Source organism: Kribbella sp. NBC_00709, from assembly GCF_036226565.1.
In the GTDB taxonomy this organism is placed as follows: domain Bacteria; phylum Actinomycetota; class Actinomycetes; order Propionibacteriales; family Kribbellaceae; genus Kribbella.
Genome location: NZ_CP108996.1, coordinates 6,456,625 through 6,471,121, shown reverse-complemented (window position 1 = coordinate 6,471,121; position 14,497 = coordinate 6,456,625). Strand labels below are relative to the sequence as shown.

Below are 14,497 nucleotides of genomic sequence, written 5' to 3'. Positions count from 1 at the left end.
TTCAGCGCCCTCATGAGGCCCTCACATCGAAAGCAACCTTGACTGTTCCCAGTCGGCCGGCGGAGTGCGCGTGGTCCAGCGCCTCGCGCCAGCGGTACAGCGGATACCGCGCCCCGACGATCCCGTCCAGCGGGGCCCGGCCGGCCAGCTCCAGCGCGGTCTCGAACGCCGGGCGGCCGTTCGGCTCCTCCCGCGCGGACGCGTAGGTGCCGGTCACCTCCAGCTCGCGGAACCACACCGGCGACAGGTCGGCGCCACTGGCCGGCATCCCGGACAGCACCACCCGGCCACCGGCCTTGGTCACCCGCAGCACGGTGTCGATCGAGTCCTTGCTGCCGACCGCGTCGACCGCGACGTCCACGCCGCCGAGCAGGAATTCCCCCGCGCCGAAGTCCGGCTTGAGCCGGAACGCGCCGGTCGAGCGCCGGACGCCGCGGAACACCTCGTCCGGCGCGACCACGTCGCTGGCGCCGAACGCCCGCGCCAGCTCGCGCTGCTTGGCGTGCTTGGCCACCACAGTGATCCGGCCGGCCTGGGTCAGCTCCCGCAGCGCGAGCGTTGCGAACAGTCCGACCGCTCCGGCGCCACTGACCAGCACCGACTGTCCCGGCGTGATCTTGGCCCGGAGGGCGGCATGCACCGCACCGGCCAACGGCTCCACCAGGACGGCGCGCTCGTCGGACAGTCCGTCCGGTACGGCGTACAGCTGGCTGCGGTGGGCGACGAGCACATTGCCCCAGCCGCCGCCGGTGTCCTGGCAGAACCCGGTCTGCAGACCTGGCGCCACGTGGCCGACCGTGATCCGGTCGCACCGGTTGGTGTTGCCGCTGACGCAGTTCTCGCACGGCTCGACACCGCGGGCCGCGCAGGTGAGCACGGAGTCCATCACGACCCGGGTGCCCTTCGGCAGGTCCTCGCAGTCGTCGAGCAGTTCGCCGACGACCTCGTGACCGGGGACGAACGGCATCGAGACCACCGCGGAGAAGTACAGCTTGGTCGAGCCGGTCACCATGCCGAGGTCCGAGCCGCAGATGCCGGACAGGATCGGCCGGATCCGCGCCCAGCCGGGCCGCTCGGCCTTCGGCTCGTTGATCGTGACGAGTCGCAGCGGCGCGGCCGGTCCGGTCAGGATGCCGGGAATGCGGCCGCCGACCGCCTTGGCCGCCAGGAACTTGGCCGGCGACCGGTACATCTCGAGGGCGAGCATCATCGGGCGTTCACCCCTGGGAGCTCCAGACGGGACGTGGTGGACGAGGTCTTCCAGTCGACGATCTGCCAGCGCGCGGCCCGGGCAGCCCGGAACAGCGACACGTCCGGCGAGACCGCGACCGGATTGCCGACGGTCTCCAGCATCGGGAGGTCCGAGTGGCTGTCCGCGTAGGCGTACGACTTGGACAGATCGATGTTCGTCTGCCGGGCGTGGTGCTTGATCCACGCTGCCCGCGACTCACCGACCAGCGGCGGACCGGACAGGAAGCCGGTGCAGCGGCCGCGGTCGTCGACCGCCAGCTCGGCGGCGACGATCTCGTCGAACAACGGCTCCAGCGGCCGGGTCAGCGGTCGCACGGCACCGGTGATCAGGATCGTCTTGTGCCCGGCGGCGCGATGCTCGCGGATCCGCCGGACGGCGGCGCCACTCAGCCGTTCCAGCACGTGCTCGGCGAGGATCTCGTCGACGATCTGGTTCAGCTCCTCCAGATCCGCGCCGGCGTACCGGCGGTAGATCGTCCGGAGGAACGTGCCGCGGTCCTTCCGCTCGGCCGCGATGAGCTTCGGCAGCTTGCGGAGCATCGCGCCGATCTCACCGGCCCGCTGCGGACCGTCGAGCTCGGGCAGCCGCATCCACAGGTAGGTCTCGATCACGTTCGACGACAGCAGCGTGCCGTCCATGTCGAAGGCCGCGATCACCTTGGACTCCGACGAAGGCTCGACCTTCTTCAATACGCCGGCGGACTCGGCGAGCGCCTTGTTCCGCTTCTTGCGGACGACGTCCAGCCGGCGCATCGACTCCGTGACGCTCGGGCAGTGCAGCTCCTGCAGGTAGTACTGCCAGTCGACGACCGCGGTGTCGCAGGCGAACTTCTCCTTGTCGTCACCCTCGAGCGCGTTGTGCAGCGCGAGCACGTTGTCGTCGATGAACTGCAGCTCGGCCTGCGCGTACTCGGAGTACAGGTCCATGTAGCGGCGGAGGAAGTCGAGGCGGCGCTTCTGTACGTCGAGCTCGCGGGCGTACTTGCGGACGCGTTCGCTGCGCGGCACCGTCGTGATGATCCGGTCGGCGATCTTGTGGGCCTTCTCGCCGTACCGCAGCATCGTCTCGACCGAGTCGCCGCCCGGGAACTTCCAGACCGGCAGCCGGACCGCGCCGCGCTCGCCCAGGTCGAACGGGTGCTTGGAGAAGTACGCGCGGACCCCGGCGTACAGCTGCTCGAAGGTCAGCGGGTTCCGGGCGCCGGAGCCGATGTGGTAGTACTCCGGCTTGCTCAGCTCGGGCTCGGTCGCCATCACCGCACAGATCGCGCCGACCACGTGGTCGACCGGGATGATCTCGATCACCGAGTCCGGGCTCGCCGGGAACTCCGGCAGCTCGCCGCGGCCGTACGCCAGGATCAGCGGCTCGGCCATCTTGAAGCCCTCGATCCAGCCCGGATGCGGGGACTGCAGCGCGGACTCGATGATGGCCGGCCGGACGATCGACGTCGGTAGCTTGCCGGCGAACTCCTCGACCACGCGCTCGCCGAGTGCCTTGGTGAACGTGTAGCAGTCCGTCCAGCCGAGGCTGCGGGCCCGCTCGGTGCCGGTCTCGACCAGCTTCTTCGCGACCCACTCGATCCGACGCCGCTCGGTGTCGGCCGCGGCGGTCAGGTGACCGGCTCGGCGGTGCAGCTTCTCGGCCTCCTTGCGGAACTTCACCAGCATCGGCGCGGACCGGGACTGCTCCTCGATCCGGGCCTTCATCGCCATCCCGGCCTCGGCCTCGGTCCGCCAGTCGACCAGGTGCTCGACCGGTGCCTCCGGGATCGCGCCCCGGCGGCGGCCCGCGGTGTAGGCGGTGGAGATGTGCACGTAATGAATACGGCGGTCGGTCCCTGCGCGGCTTTCATCGATGCGCTCGAGCAGGCTCTTCGTGCCGAGCACGTTGGTCGTGAACGCCTCGTGGATCGGCGGGTCGAAGCTGACGTCGCCGGCGCAGTGCACGACGATGTCGAGATCGTTCGGCAACTCCGGTACGTCGGACAGGTCGCCGTCGATGACCTGGATCCGCGCCGCGGACAGCGCCTCCGCGTCGGCGTGCTCCGTGCCGTCGCCGTAGAACGGCTTGAAGATGTCCTTGCGCAGCAGCTGTGCCATCCGGTCGGTGCCGGACATCGAACCCTTCGGCCGGATGATCGCGACCACGGTGGTGCCGGGCAGGTCGCCGATGATCCGGTGCAGCAGTGCCTCACCGACGAATCCGGTGACGCCGGTGACCAGGACCTTCTTGTCCTTGAGCTTGTCGGCCAGACTCACTTGTCGCCTCCACGCGTGAGCTCGAGTGCCTCGGTCAGGGTGAACGCGCCGGCGTACAGGGCCTTGCCGACGATCACGCCTTCGACGCCGTCCGCGACCAGGGTGCTCAGGGCCTTGAGGTCGTCGAGGCTCGAGACGCCGCCGGACGCGATGATCGGCTTGTCGGTGCGCGCGCACAGGTCGCGGTACAGGTCCAGGTTCAGGCCCTGCAGCATGCCGTCCTTGGTGACGTCGGTGACCACGTAGCGCTCGCAGCCGGCCGCTTCCAGCCGGTCGAGCACCTCGTACAGGTCGCCGCCCTCCTTGGTCCAGCCACGGGCGGCCAGGGTCCGGCCGCGGACGTCGAGCCCGATCGCCACGCGGTCGCCGTACTGCTGGATGATCCGGTCGCACCACTCCGGGTCCTCGAGCGCCGCCGTACCGATGTTGACGCGGCGGGCGCCGGTCGCCAGCGCGGCCTCGAGCGAGTCGTCGTCGCGGATGCCGCCGGACAGCTCGACCTGGACGTCGAGCTTGCCGGTCACCTCGGCGAGCAGTTCGCGGTTGCTGCCGCGGCCGAACGCCGCGTCCAGGTCGACCAGGTGGATCCACTCCGCGCCGGCGTCCTGCCAGGCCATCGCGGCGGCCAGCGGATCGCCGTACGACGTCTCGCTCCCGGCCTCTCCCTGCACCAGGCGAACGGCCTGTCCGTCTGCCACATCGACGGCAGGCAACAGCACCAGATTGTCTGACATGGCCCACACCCTAGAGGGCGTTCCTGAAGGATTCGTAACCCGGAGGCCTGCTGAGTCGTTCATATCCAATCTGTCTCAGCAATACCAGCGTGGTTAGTGGTCTTATCATTACGCTGGTCCGGTGGTGACTGTCGAAGAACTCGAGGCCGATCCGCATCCGACCCTCGCGCTGGTGCGGCCGATCGGGTGGATCGAGGCGCTGAACAGCTGGGTCGTCACGTCCCGCGCGCTCGCGCTGACCGTCCTGCGGGATCCGGACACGTTCACGGTCGACGATCCGCGGTTCTCGACCGCTCAGGTGGTCGGCCCGTCGATGCTGTCCCTCGACGGCGGTCCGCACAAAGCCCACCGCGACCCCTTCGAGTCACCCTTCACCCTTGCTGAAACGCGCCGCCGCTTCACGGAACCGGTCCAGCAAACCGTCGACGACCTGATGGCGGCTCTCGAGCAACCTGCTGATCTCCGCACGGCGCTCGCCGGACCTCTGTCCGTCGCGGTGGTTGCGTTGTCGCTCGGCCTGCCGCCGGCGTCGGCCTCGACGGTGCTCGAGTGGTACACCGCGATCTCCGACTCCGTGACCGGGGTCTCGGCCGGCCGGCCGGTCACCGTCGAGGGCGGCGCGGCGTTCGCCGAGCTGCACAAACATGTTGCTGCCGGCATCGACTCGTCGGACTCGCTGATCGCCGCGGCCGCGCATGCCGGGCTCGGCGTGGACGAGGTCGTCGCCAATGCCGCCGTACTCATGTTCGGCGGTATCGAGACCACCGAAGGCATGATCACCAACGCCCTCTGGCACCTGCTGACCAACCGCGACCAACTCGATCTCGTCCTGGCCGACCCGTCCCTCCTGCCCAACGCGATGGAGGAGTCACTCCGCCTCGAACCGGCCGCCGCCGTCGTCGACCGCTACGCGACCCGTGACGTCGAGCTCGCCGGCACCCAGATCCGCGGCGGCGATATGGTCACCGTCTCGCTCGCCGGCGCCGGCCGTGATCCCGAGGTGTTCGAGTCGCCCGACGAGTACGACGTACGGCGGGCGAACGCGCGCCGCCATCTCGCCTTCGCCAGCGGACCGCACATCTGCCTCGGCATGCACCTGACCCGCCTGGAGACCCTCACCGCCCTGGAAGCCGTACTCCGCCTCCCCGGCCTCCGCCTGGCCGCGGACTCGCCACCGCCGCGCGGACTGGTCTTCCGCAAGCCGTCGGCCCTGCGGGTCAGCTGGGACGCGTGAGGACCAGCATCGTCGCCGAGTAGACCGGCATCAGCCGATCCGGACCGCGCTCGGCAGTAGCCGCGAACCGCTCGAACCCGGGCTCGAGCTCGTCGGCCGGCAGGCGCTCGAACGTCGACATCGCCCGCAGACTGAGCCGCTGGTAGCTCTCGCGCAGAGTCCGCGGCTCCTCGGCAGTGATCCGTACGACGTCCTCGGCCGGCGCCAGTCCTGCTTCCGTCGCGAGCGCCTTCGCCTCCGCGACCGAGATGTACATCGCCGCATCGACCTCGCGCGCGGACGGGAAGTACTCGTACCAGAACAGGTCCGGCATCACGTCCGAGAACTGGCTGCGCAGCAACGCCACTCCCCCGGGCCGCAGGACCCGGCGGACCTCGCGCAGCCCCTGCAACTGGTCCGGGAAGTGATGGAACGACAGGAACATCAGCACCGCGTCAACCGATGCCTCAGGCAACGGAATCTCCTCGGCGCTGCCCGGCAGATAGGTCACGCCCGGATGCGGCGCCTGTTCGGCACTCGCACGCATCCGGTCCGACGGCTCCACGCCGTACACCTGGCCCTGGAACTCCGCGGCCAGACCGGGGCTGAGCCGCCCGGTCCCGCTCCCGAGATCGAGCACGTCCAGCGGACGCCGCTCGGGGAGGTAGGTGCCGAACGCCGCGGTCCAGCGACGCACTTCGGCCGGCGGCATCCCCCGGCCCGCGACATACACACTGCCCATCCGACCGTTGTAATCGACCATGCTCCAGAGCTTATCCTCCGAGGAAGACGTCGTACGCGAGCCGCAGGATGAGCGCGGAGACCACGACCAGGAAGATCACGCGGACGAAGCGGCTGCCGCGGGCGACGGCCGTCCTGGCGCCGAGCAGACCGCCGAGCATGTTGGCCGCGCCCATGATCAGGCCGAGACCCCACAGCGGTGCGCCGTGGAGTGCGAAGACGAGGATCGCGCCCAGGTTGGTGGCGACGTTGGCGATCTTCGCCTTCGCGCTGGCCTGCAGGAAGTTGTACCCGAGCAGGCCGACCAGCGCGAAGATCAGGAAGGATCCCGTCCCCGGCCCGACCGCGCCGTCGTAGAACCCGATCAGTACGCCGACCCCGCTCGCCGCGAGGTAGTGGTCGCGACCGTCGAACCGCAACGCGGTCCGCGCACCGAGGGACGGCTTCATCGCGGTGTAGATCGCGACCACGACCAGCAGCACCAGCACGATCGGCTTGAACCACGACATCGGGATCTTCGTCGCCACCAGCGCCCCGGTCGCGGCGCCGAGTCCGGCGAGGAGCGCCAGCGGCAGGACGGTCTTCTTGTCGGGGCGCACTTTGACACCGAACGTGACCGCGCTGGTCGTCGTACCGCACAGCGACGAGATCTTGTTGGTCGACAGGATCTGCGCCGGCGAGGCGTTCGGCAGGCCGAGCAGCATCGCGGGCAGCTGCAGCAGTCCCCCGCCACCGACCACGGCGTCGATCCAGCCGGCCGCGAACGCGGCGATCACCAGGAACAGCAACGTCCACAACGAAATATCAGGCACCGCGGCACGTCCTCACGGACCCGATGATCAGGTAAGGGCGTAGTACGACTCAACCTTTACACCGCTGAATGAGAGGTATGACACCCGATCCGCCAGAATGGTGGGGTGAAGTTCCTACTGCTGATCCACAACAACGCCGAGGCACTCGAGAAGTACACCGAGCAGGAGCTGGTCGAGATGTCCGGCGGTCCCCAGCAGATCGCCGCGACCGCCCGGGAGCTGCTGACGACCGGGGAGCTGGTGTCGGTTCTCGCGCTCAACGATCCGGGCGAGGAGAAGGACATCCAGCTGGTCGCCGGTACGCCGGTGATCTCGGACCGTCCGCTGCTGGAGACGAAGGAGTTCCTGGCCGGCGCGATGGTGCTGCAGTGCGCGTCGGTCGAGCGGGCGCTGGAGATCGCGGCGCGGATCCCGCTGGTGGAGTTCCGGCGCGTCGAGTTCCGCGAGATCCGCCTCGACCAGGACGACTTCCTCGGCCAGCTCGACGACTTCACGGGGGCCGGCGAACCGTGACCGATGCGGTGTCCGAGCTCGAGGCGGCGATTCGGGCGGCGGCGCCGCGGGCATTGGCGGCACTGGTCCGGCGGTACGACGCGTTCGACCAGTGCGAGGACGCGGTCCAGGAGGCGCTGGTCGACGCGTTCGTGCAGTGGGGCGCGAACGGCGTACCGGAGCAGCCGATCGGGTGGCTGATCAGCGTCGCGTCCCGCCGGATGATGGACGGCTGGCGGCGCGACAACGCGCGCCGGCAACGCGAGCTGAACGACTTCCTGCGTGCGCCGGCCGATCAGTACGACCCGGACGAGTACCACGAGGACGCCGACGACACGGTCCGGCTGCTGGTGCTGTGCTGCCACCCGGCGCTGACTCCGGCTTCACAGATCGCCCTGACGCTGCGCTCGGTCGGCGGTCTCACGACCGCCGAGGTGGCGGCCGCACTGCTCGTCAGCGAGACCACGGTCGCCCAGCGCATCAGCCGGGCGAAGCGGCTGATCAAGGACGCGCGGTTCGAGCTGCCGACGGCTCAGGAGTACGACGCGCGGCTGCGCGCCGTACTGCAGGTTCTCTACCTGATCTTCAACGAAGGGCACACCGCCAGCGCGGGTGAGGCACTGCAGCGGGTGGACCTGGCCGCGGAAGCGCTCCGCATCACCCGGTTGCTGCATCAGGCCACCGGCGAGTCGGGCGAGGTGACCGGCCTGCTGGCGTTGATGATCCTCACCCACGCCCGCCGGGACGCGCGGACCGGGCCTGGCGGCAACCTGATCCCGGCCGACCGGCAGGACCGGTCCCGCTGGTACGCCGACGAGATCGCCGAAGGTACCCGCCTCGTCGAGGAGACGCTGCGCTCCGGCGCCGTCGGCCCGTACCAGCTGGAGGCGGCGATCGCGGCGGTGCACAGCGAGGCCGACTCGGTCGAGACCACCGACTGGGAACAGATCGCCGGCCTCTACCGGATCCTCGAGAAGGTCGACCCGAGTCCGATGGTGACACTCGGCGCTGCCGTCGCCGTCGCGATGACCGACGGCCCAGAGGCCGGCATCGCGATCGTCGAAGGGCTGGCCGACGACCGGTACCTCGGCGAGCACCATCGCCGCCTGTCGGTTCTCGCCCACCTGCACGAGCTGGCCGGCCGGCCGGACCAGGCCCGCTCCAACTACCTCGCGGCTCTGGAGCGCACCCGGAACACGGCCGAACAGAACTACCTCCGCGACCGCATCGCCCATCTCGTCTAGGCCCGCGGCGGCACGCTGATCGCGCTGCGGAACACGTGTCCCGGGTCGACCGACTGCTTGAGCGCGGCGAGCCGGGCGCGGTGTGATGCCGGGTAGCACAGGTCGAGGTCCGCGTCGGTCGGGTCGGACAGGAAGTTCACGTAGGCGCCGTTCGGCCGCAGGGTCTGCCAGAAGGCGTCGAACTCCTCCGGCTGCGACCCCTGGGCTTCGACCGTCCCCATCAGCACCGAGTTGACCATGAACTGTGCATCGCGGTGCGCGAACGCGGTCGCGTCCCCCGGCATCGCACCGAACGCGCCGCCGAGTGCCCGGATCTCCATCGCCATCGCCGGCATCTGCTGGCGTGCCTCGAGCAGCCTGCCCGTGAGGTCGGGCCACCACATGTCGAAGAGGCCGTTGCGGATCCGCGGCTGCCAGTCCGCCGGCATCGACATCTCCGACAACACTTCGGCGTACGGCACCTCGGTGACCTTGTCGGTCAGCAACGTGCCGAGGTTGCGCAGCGGCTCCAGGACCGCGGGGTCTCCGGCGACACACACCATCACGGCGACCGGGACCTGACGGTCGGCCATCATCGTCGGTGCGAGCTGCAGCGACGACGTGAGGCTCTCGGGCGCAGTCGCGGCGTACTCCGCCCAGCCGTTGAGCACCTGCTCCGCTTGGGTCCACGGGTACAGCAGGGTGCCGAAGTGCACGGTCGGCTGCCGTACGGCGGCGACGTCGTACGACGTGACCACGCCGAGGCTGCCCGCGGCACCGCGCAGGCCCCAGAACAACTCCGGTTCGTTGGCGGCGTCGACCCGGCGTACCGAACCGTCCGCTGTGACCACCTCGGCCGACATCACGTTGTCGATCGCCAGCCCGTGCTTGCGAACCATCCAGCCGACGCCGCCACCGGCCATCAACCCGCCAACGCCGACGCTCGCCGTGTCGCCCGACGAGATCGCGAGGCCGAGCTTCGCGAGTCGCGCCGCCACCTCGCCCCAGGTCGCTCCGGCGCCGACCCGGACGACATCGTCCGGCAGCACCCTGACCTCATCCATCGGCCGTACGTCGATCACCACGCCACCGTCGTTCGTGCCGAATCCGGCCGCGTGATGCCCACCGCTCCGTACCGCGACGGGCAGCTGCTGCGCCTCGGCGTACCTCAATGCAGCCACCACATCGGCCGCCCCGGCGCACCGCACCACAACCTGCGGCCGCCCCTCGACCGACACCACCCGCCGGGCGTCGGCGTACCCCGCGTCGCCGTCGGCGATCACCTCGCCGACCACGACCTCCCGAAGCCCGTCGATCCCCCGGCCAACCACCACTGATTCCGTCATCGTCACTCCTCACATCCCAGACGCCCCCTCGGCGTCTCACCCCCGGGATCGGAGCCGACCGGCATTCCTCGACATGCTCGGCCGAAGAAAGTACGAAACCGGCCCCGCTCCCTGACGGGAACGGGGCCGGCCGGACGACGATCAGCTGCGGACGGTGGTGACCAGGTGGTCCACCACGTCGGCCACCGGGATGTCGGTGCGGGTGTTGCTGCGGCGGTCCTTGACCTCGATGGCGCCGTCGACGAGGCCCTTGCCGACCACGGCGATCGTCGGCACGCCGATCAGCTCGGCGTCCTTGAACTTCACGCCCGGGGAGACCTTCTCGCGGTCGTCGTAGATGACGCTGAGGCCGCGCGACTCCAGCTCCGCGGCGATCTCGGCCGCCTTCTCGAAGACCTCGGAATCCTTGCCGGTGGCAACGAGGTGTACGTCGGCCGGCGCGATCTCCCGCGGCCAGACCAGACCGAGCTCGTCGTGGTTGCCTTCGGCGATCGCCGCCACCGCACGGGTGACGCCGACGCCGTACGAGCCCATGGTGACCGTGACGAGCTTGCCGTTCTGGTCGAGCACCTTCAGGTCGAGCGCGTCGGCGTAATTGCGGCCGAGCTGGAAGATGTGGCCCATCTCGATCCCGCGCGCCGCCGCCAGCGGACCCGAACCGTCCGGCGCCTCGTCGCCGTCGCGCACCTCGGCGGCCTGGATCGTCCCGTCCGCGGTGAAGTCGCGCCCGTGCACCAGGTTGACGACGTGGAAGCCGGACTTGTCCGCACCCGTCACCCACGCCGAACCCTCGGCGACCCGCGGGTCGAGCAGGTAGCGGATGCCGGACGAATTCTCCTTGCCCAGCACGCCGGGGCCGATGTAGCCCTTCGCCAGCGACGGGTGCTTCTCGAAGTCGGCCTCCTCGAAGGCCGCGACCTCGGCCGGCTCGACCTGCGCGCCGAGCCGCTTCTCGTCGATCGCCCGGTCGCCCGGCACACCGATCGCCAGCGGCTCACGCGTCCCGTCCGGGTGCACGAGCATCACGAGCACGTTCTTCAACGTGTCCGCGGCCGTCCAGTCGCGGCCGTCGGTTCGTGCGTGCTTCGCGTTCAGAGCGTCGACGAGCGTGTCGATCGTGGGTGTGTCCGGCGTGTCCACGACCTCGGCGGCCGGCACGCCGGACGCGTCGATCGCCGCGGCCTGCGGCACCACGACCGCCTCGACGTTGGCGGCGTACCCACCCGGGGAGCGGACGAAAGTGTCCTCACCGTTCTCCGCGATCGCGAGGAACTCCTCGGACCGCGAACCGCCCATCGCACCGGACATCGCCTTGACGATCACGTAGTCGAAGCCGAGCCGGTCGAAGATCTTGATGTACGCCTCGCGATGCTTCTCGTACGACGCGGCGAGGCCGTCGTCGTCGATGTCGAAGGAGTACGAGTCCTTCATCACGAACTCGCGCCCGCGCAGCACGCCGGCCCGCGGCCGCGACTCGTCGCGGTACTTGTTCTGGATCTGGTAGATCGACAGCGGAAGGTCCTTGTACGACGAGTAGAGGTCCTTCACGACCAGCGTGAACATCTCCTCGTGCGTCGGACCGAGCAGCATGTCGGCGCCCTTGCGGTCCTTCAGCCGGAAGATGTTCGGCCCGTACTCCGTCCAGCGGCCGGTGGCCTCGTAGGGCTCGCGCGGCAGCAGCGCCGGGAACACCAGCTCCTGCGCGCCGATCGCGTCCATCTCCTCGCGCACGATCCGCTCGACGTTGCGCAGCACCCGCAACCCCAGCGGCAGCCAGGTGTAGATGCCGGGTGCGGCCCGCCGGATGTACCCGGCGCGGACGAGCAGCTTGTGGCTCGGGACCTCCGCGTCCGCCGGGTCCTCGCGAAGCGTGCGGAGGAACAGCGACGACATACGCAAAATCACGGGAGTCTCCAAGCGATGCAAAAGTAGAAATCAGGACGTCACAGAGAATATCCGCCTGGCGGACATGCTCTCACCACGTTATCCACAGGCACACACCGGACTCATCCTGACCGGCCCTCACGCGCGGCCTTCAGCGCCCAGCGGATCAACGGGACCTGCAGCGGCAACCGCGCGTACGCGAGCGCGCGGGCCGTCGGCGATCCCTTCTTCTGCAGGTCGGCCGCCATCTGCACGTTCGCCGGGAAGACCGCCACCAGTAGGCCGGCGCTCGCCAGACCCGCCAACCGGCGCGTGCGCGGGTGCAGCAGGCCGGCCGCGCAGGCGAGCTCCGCCACACCCGAGGCGTAGACGAGCTCCTTCTTCCGCGGCAGCACCTTCGGCACGATCTGCTCGAACGGTTCCGGCTTCAGGAAATGCAGCGATCCGAGCACGCCGAACAGCACGGCCAGGCCGGTGGTGGTCTTGCTCCGCGACATGCGCCGGAGCTTACCCGACGGTAATCACGGCAGGTGCCCGTACGGCGCAGCGGCGGCCTGAGCGGCATAGACCAACGCTGGTTCGACCAACGGCCAGAACGTCGACGCAACACACGAGTACGCCGGCAGGAACCCGGCGCACCAACCGGTCTTCGGCCCGATCTCGAAGGTGTACGACGGCACGCCGCGCGTCCCGTACAACCAGTCGGTGGTCGAGCCCGGCGTGAAGTACCCGATCCCGCCGTCCCCGGTGAACACCGGATAGCCCGTGAACCCACCCATCTTGTTGCCTAGGGCCACCAACGCGTCCCGGTCCGGCGCGGCCGTACCGGTGTAGCCCCACGGGGCCAGGATGTCGTCGCCGTAGCTGTGCAGCGTCACGAAGACGCCGGTCGTACTCGCGGCGGCCGGGTCGTCCAAAGCACCCTTCGTGTCGGGAAAGATCCTGTCCAGGAAACCCTGGATCGCTACGGTCTCCGGCTCGGACGACGCCTTCGCGCCCGGGTAGGTCTCGTCGCACGGACCGCCCTGGTTCACGTCCCACTGGAACGACGAGTTCCGATTCAGGTCGACGCCGGGATAGGACGCCAGGCAGCCGCCGGCACTGTCGTCGACGTTCTTCCGCTGCAGGAGCGGGCGCGTCGGGTTCGATGCGACCACGTCCACTCCGTCCGGGTTCGCGATCGGCACCACCCACAGCTCTCGAGAGTCCAGCAAGGCGGTGATCTCGGGATCGACGCCGTACGACGAGACGAGCAGATCGATCCATCGGTAGGCGATCTCGCCGGTCGCCAGCTCGCGCGCATGGATCTGCGCGTGCAGGACGAACCTGGGCTTCTTCCCGGTGCTGCTCAACGCGCAGTCGCCGGCCGCGAGCTTGGTGATGCACAAAGCCTGGATGTCGTGCCCGCCCTGCCCCTTCACCTTCTTCCACGAATCGCCGATGTCGTAGAGCTTCACCAGGTCCGGGTGCGCCGCGGCGACAGCGGCATTGTGCTGCTCATGTCCCGCGGTGGTGTGATACCCGCCGTAGTACGTCGCTTCGACCGACGAGTACGCCGTCGAGGACATGAACATCAGGGCAAGGGTGCAGAGAAGAACCGCAATCCTTCGCATGCCGACCAGCCAACCCGACGACCGGCAATCGCCGGATCACGGACAGTGAGCAGTATCAGAACAGAATCGTCGCGAACGTCTCGATGGTCCGGAAGCCGACGCGCTCGTACGCCGCCCGCGCCGGCAGGTTGAACGCGTTGACGTACAGCGTCACCACCGGCGCGATCTGCCGGGCCAACTCGACCACGGCCGCCATCCCGGGCGCCGCGAGCCCACGACCGCGGTACTCCGGGTCGACCCACACGCCCTGGATCTGGCACACGCCCGACCCGACCGATCCGACCTCGGCCTTGAACACGACCCGGCCGTCCTCGATCCGCGCGAACGCACGCCCGACCCGGATCAGCTCCGCCACCCGCGACCGGTAGAACGTCCCGTCCGGTCCGGTCTGCGGCGGTACGCCGACCTCCTCGGTGTACATTGCCACGCAGGCCGGGTACAGGATCGGCAGCTCCACCGGCTCGACCGCGCGGACCAGCGGATCCGGCGCGATCAGCGGCGACCCCTCGATCACCATGAACGGCTGGTCGTCGCGCACCTCGCGGGCCGGACCCCAGTGCGGCTCGAGGATGCTCCACAGCTGGTCGACAGCGCGGGCCTGGCCGAGGATCTGGAAGCAGTTCCGCCCCCGTCGCATCGCGTACGCCGCGAACGCCCGCAGCGCCGCGTCGTCCGCGCCGACCGGCACCATGTTTCCGCCGGCGTGACACAGCGCCTCGAGCGCACCCTTCTCGACGTACCCCCAGACCTCGGCGCCGCGCCGCGGGTCGAGTCCGGACGCCTGCACGAGACTGTCGACGAACACGTTCACCACTGGATCGCGGCCGATGACCGCGCGCGCCGCCGCGAGGTCGCGAGGACCGAGAACCCGTACGCCCACGCGCAGAACCTAGCGGATGATCGCCCCGCACGTACAAAACAGGTCCGCG

At 69.5% G+C, this 14,497-nt stretch carries 13 protein-coding genes; 3 read left to right on the top strand and 10 right to left on the bottom strand.

Annotation, left to right across the window (positions count from 1 at the left end; translation table 11 throughout):
- Window positions 1–10: 10 nt before the first annotated feature.
- From OHA18_RS31680 to priA, 3 genes are read right to left on the bottom strand one after another with little or no spacing between them, the layout of a single operon-like run.
- Complete coding sequence (locus OHA18_RS31680) at window positions 11–1,210, bottom strand: zinc-dependent alcohol dehydrogenase (protein ID WP_328999000.1); 1,200 nt, start codon at window positions 1,208–1,210, stop codon at window positions 11–13.
- Window positions 1,207–3,510 (bottom strand): HAD-IB family hydrolase, encoded by a 2,304-nt coding sequence (locus OHA18_RS31675; protein WP_328998999.1) that lies wholly within the window; start codon window positions 3,508–3,510, stop codon window positions 1,207–1,209. The genes OHA18_RS31680 and OHA18_RS31675 overlap by 4 nt, the downstream gene beginning before the upstream one ends.
- A complete protein-coding gene (priA, locus tag OHA18_RS31670) occupies window positions 3,507–4,244 on the bottom strand; it encodes a bifunctional 1-(5-phosphoribosyl)-5-((5-phosphoribosylamino)methylideneamino)imidazole-4-carboxamide isomerase/phosphoribosylanthranilate isomerase PriA (RefSeq protein WP_328998998.1) in 738 nt (245 codons plus the stop codon). Before priA ends, OHA18_RS31675 begins: the two co-directional genes overlap by 4 nt.
- Before the next feature lie 121 nt (window positions 4,245–4,365).
- Here priA and OHA18_RS31665 point away from each other — a divergent pair, with 121 nt between their 5' ends.
- A complete protein-coding gene (locus tag OHA18_RS31665; protein ID WP_328998997.1) occupies window positions 4,366–5,478 on the top strand; it encodes a cytochrome P450 in 1,113 nt (370 codons plus the stop codon).
- On the opposite strand, the gene OHA18_RS31660 is transcribed toward OHA18_RS31665, so the two are convergent.
- Window positions 5,462–6,220 carry a class I SAM-dependent methyltransferase gene (locus OHA18_RS31660; protein ID WP_328998996.1) on the bottom strand — a complete coding sequence of 253 codons (759 nt, stop codon included), beginning with the start codon at window positions 6,218–6,220 and terminating at the stop codon, window positions 5,462–5,464. The genes OHA18_RS31665 and OHA18_RS31660 overlap by 17 nt on opposite strands.
- A 10-nt stretch (window positions 6,221–6,230) precedes the next feature.
- Window positions 6,231–7,010, bottom strand: coding sequence for a sulfite exporter TauE/SafE family protein (locus OHA18_RS31655; protein WP_328998995.1), 780 nt, complete (start codon window positions 7,008–7,010; stop codon window positions 6,231–6,233).
- Window positions 7,011–7,115: 105 nt separating this feature from the next.
- Here OHA18_RS31655 and OHA18_RS31650 point away from each other — a divergent pair, with 105 nt between their 5' ends.
- A complete protein-coding gene (locus OHA18_RS31650) occupies window positions 7,116–7,523 on the top strand; it encodes a YciI family protein (protein WP_328998994.1) in 408 nt (135 codons plus the stop codon).
- Window positions 7,520–8,746 carry an RNA polymerase sigma factor gene (locus tag OHA18_RS31645; RefSeq protein ID WP_328998993.1) on the top strand — a complete coding sequence of 409 codons (1,227 nt, stop codon included), beginning with the start codon at window positions 7,520–7,522 and terminating at the stop codon, window positions 8,744–8,746. Before OHA18_RS31650 ends, OHA18_RS31645 begins: the two co-directional genes overlap by 4 nt.
- On the opposite strand, the gene OHA18_RS31640 is transcribed toward OHA18_RS31645, so the two are convergent.
- From OHA18_RS31640 to OHA18_RS31620, 5 genes are all read right to left on the bottom strand, one after another.
- Window positions 8,743–10,071, bottom strand: coding sequence for an FAD-binding oxidoreductase (locus OHA18_RS31640; protein ID WP_328998992.1), 1,329 nt, complete (start codon window positions 10,069–10,071; stop codon window positions 8,743–8,745). The genes OHA18_RS31645 and OHA18_RS31640 overlap by 4 nt on opposite strands.
- A gap of 141 nt (window positions 10,072–10,212) precedes the next feature.
- On the bottom strand, window positions 10,213–11,976 hold the full coding sequence (locus tag OHA18_RS31635) for a proline--tRNA ligase (RefSeq protein WP_328998991.1): 1,764 nt from the start codon (window positions 11,974–11,976) through the stop codon (window positions 10,213–10,215).
- Between the two features lie 101 nt (window positions 11,977–12,077).
- Window positions 12,078–12,452 carry a DoxX family protein gene (locus tag OHA18_RS31630; RefSeq protein WP_328998990.1) on the bottom strand — a complete coding sequence of 125 codons (375 nt, stop codon included), beginning with the start codon at window positions 12,450–12,452 and terminating at the stop codon, window positions 12,078–12,080.
- Between the two features lie 24 nt (window positions 12,453–12,476).
- Entirely contained in the window at window positions 12,477–13,529 is a 1,053-nt protein-coding gene (locus OHA18_RS31625; RefSeq protein ID WP_328998989.1) for a M14 family zinc carboxypeptidase, read from the bottom strand.
- Between the two features lie 94 nt (window positions 13,530–13,623).
- The gene (locus OHA18_RS31620) at window positions 13,624–14,448 is read right to left on the bottom strand and encodes a GNAT family N-acetyltransferase (protein ID WP_328998988.1); all 825 of its coding nucleotides are present in this window, start codon (window positions 14,446–14,448) and stop codon (window positions 13,624–13,626) included.
- Between the last annotated feature and the right edge of the window lie 49 nt (window positions 14,449–14,497).

Excerpts from the sequence above, each read along its gene's own strand:
- OHA18_RS31660 (WP_328998996.1), bottom strand. The coding sequence starts at position 6,220 with ATGGTCGATTACAACGGTCGGATGGGCAGTGTGTATGTCGCGGGCCGG.
- OHA18_RS31625 (WP_328998989.1), bottom strand. The coding sequence starts at position 13,529 with ATGTTCATGTCCTCGACGGCGTACTCGTCGGTCGAAGCGACGTACTAC.
- OHA18_RS31640 (WP_328998992.1), bottom strand. The coding sequence starts at position 10,071 with ATGACGGAATCAGTGGTGGTTGGCCGGGGGATCGACGGGCTTCGGGAG.
- OHA18_RS31630 (WP_328998990.1), bottom strand. The coding sequence starts at position 12,452 with ATGTCGCGGAGCAAGACCACCACCGGCCTGGCCGTGCTGTTCGGCGTG.
- priA (WP_328998998.1), bottom strand. The coding sequence starts at position 4,244 with ATGTCAGACAATCTGGTGCTGTTGCCTGCCGTCGATGTGGCAGACGGA.
- OHA18_RS31680 (WP_328999000.1), bottom strand. The coding sequence starts at position 1,210 with ATGATGCTCGCCCTCGAGATGTACCGGTCGCCGGCCAAGTTCCTGGCG.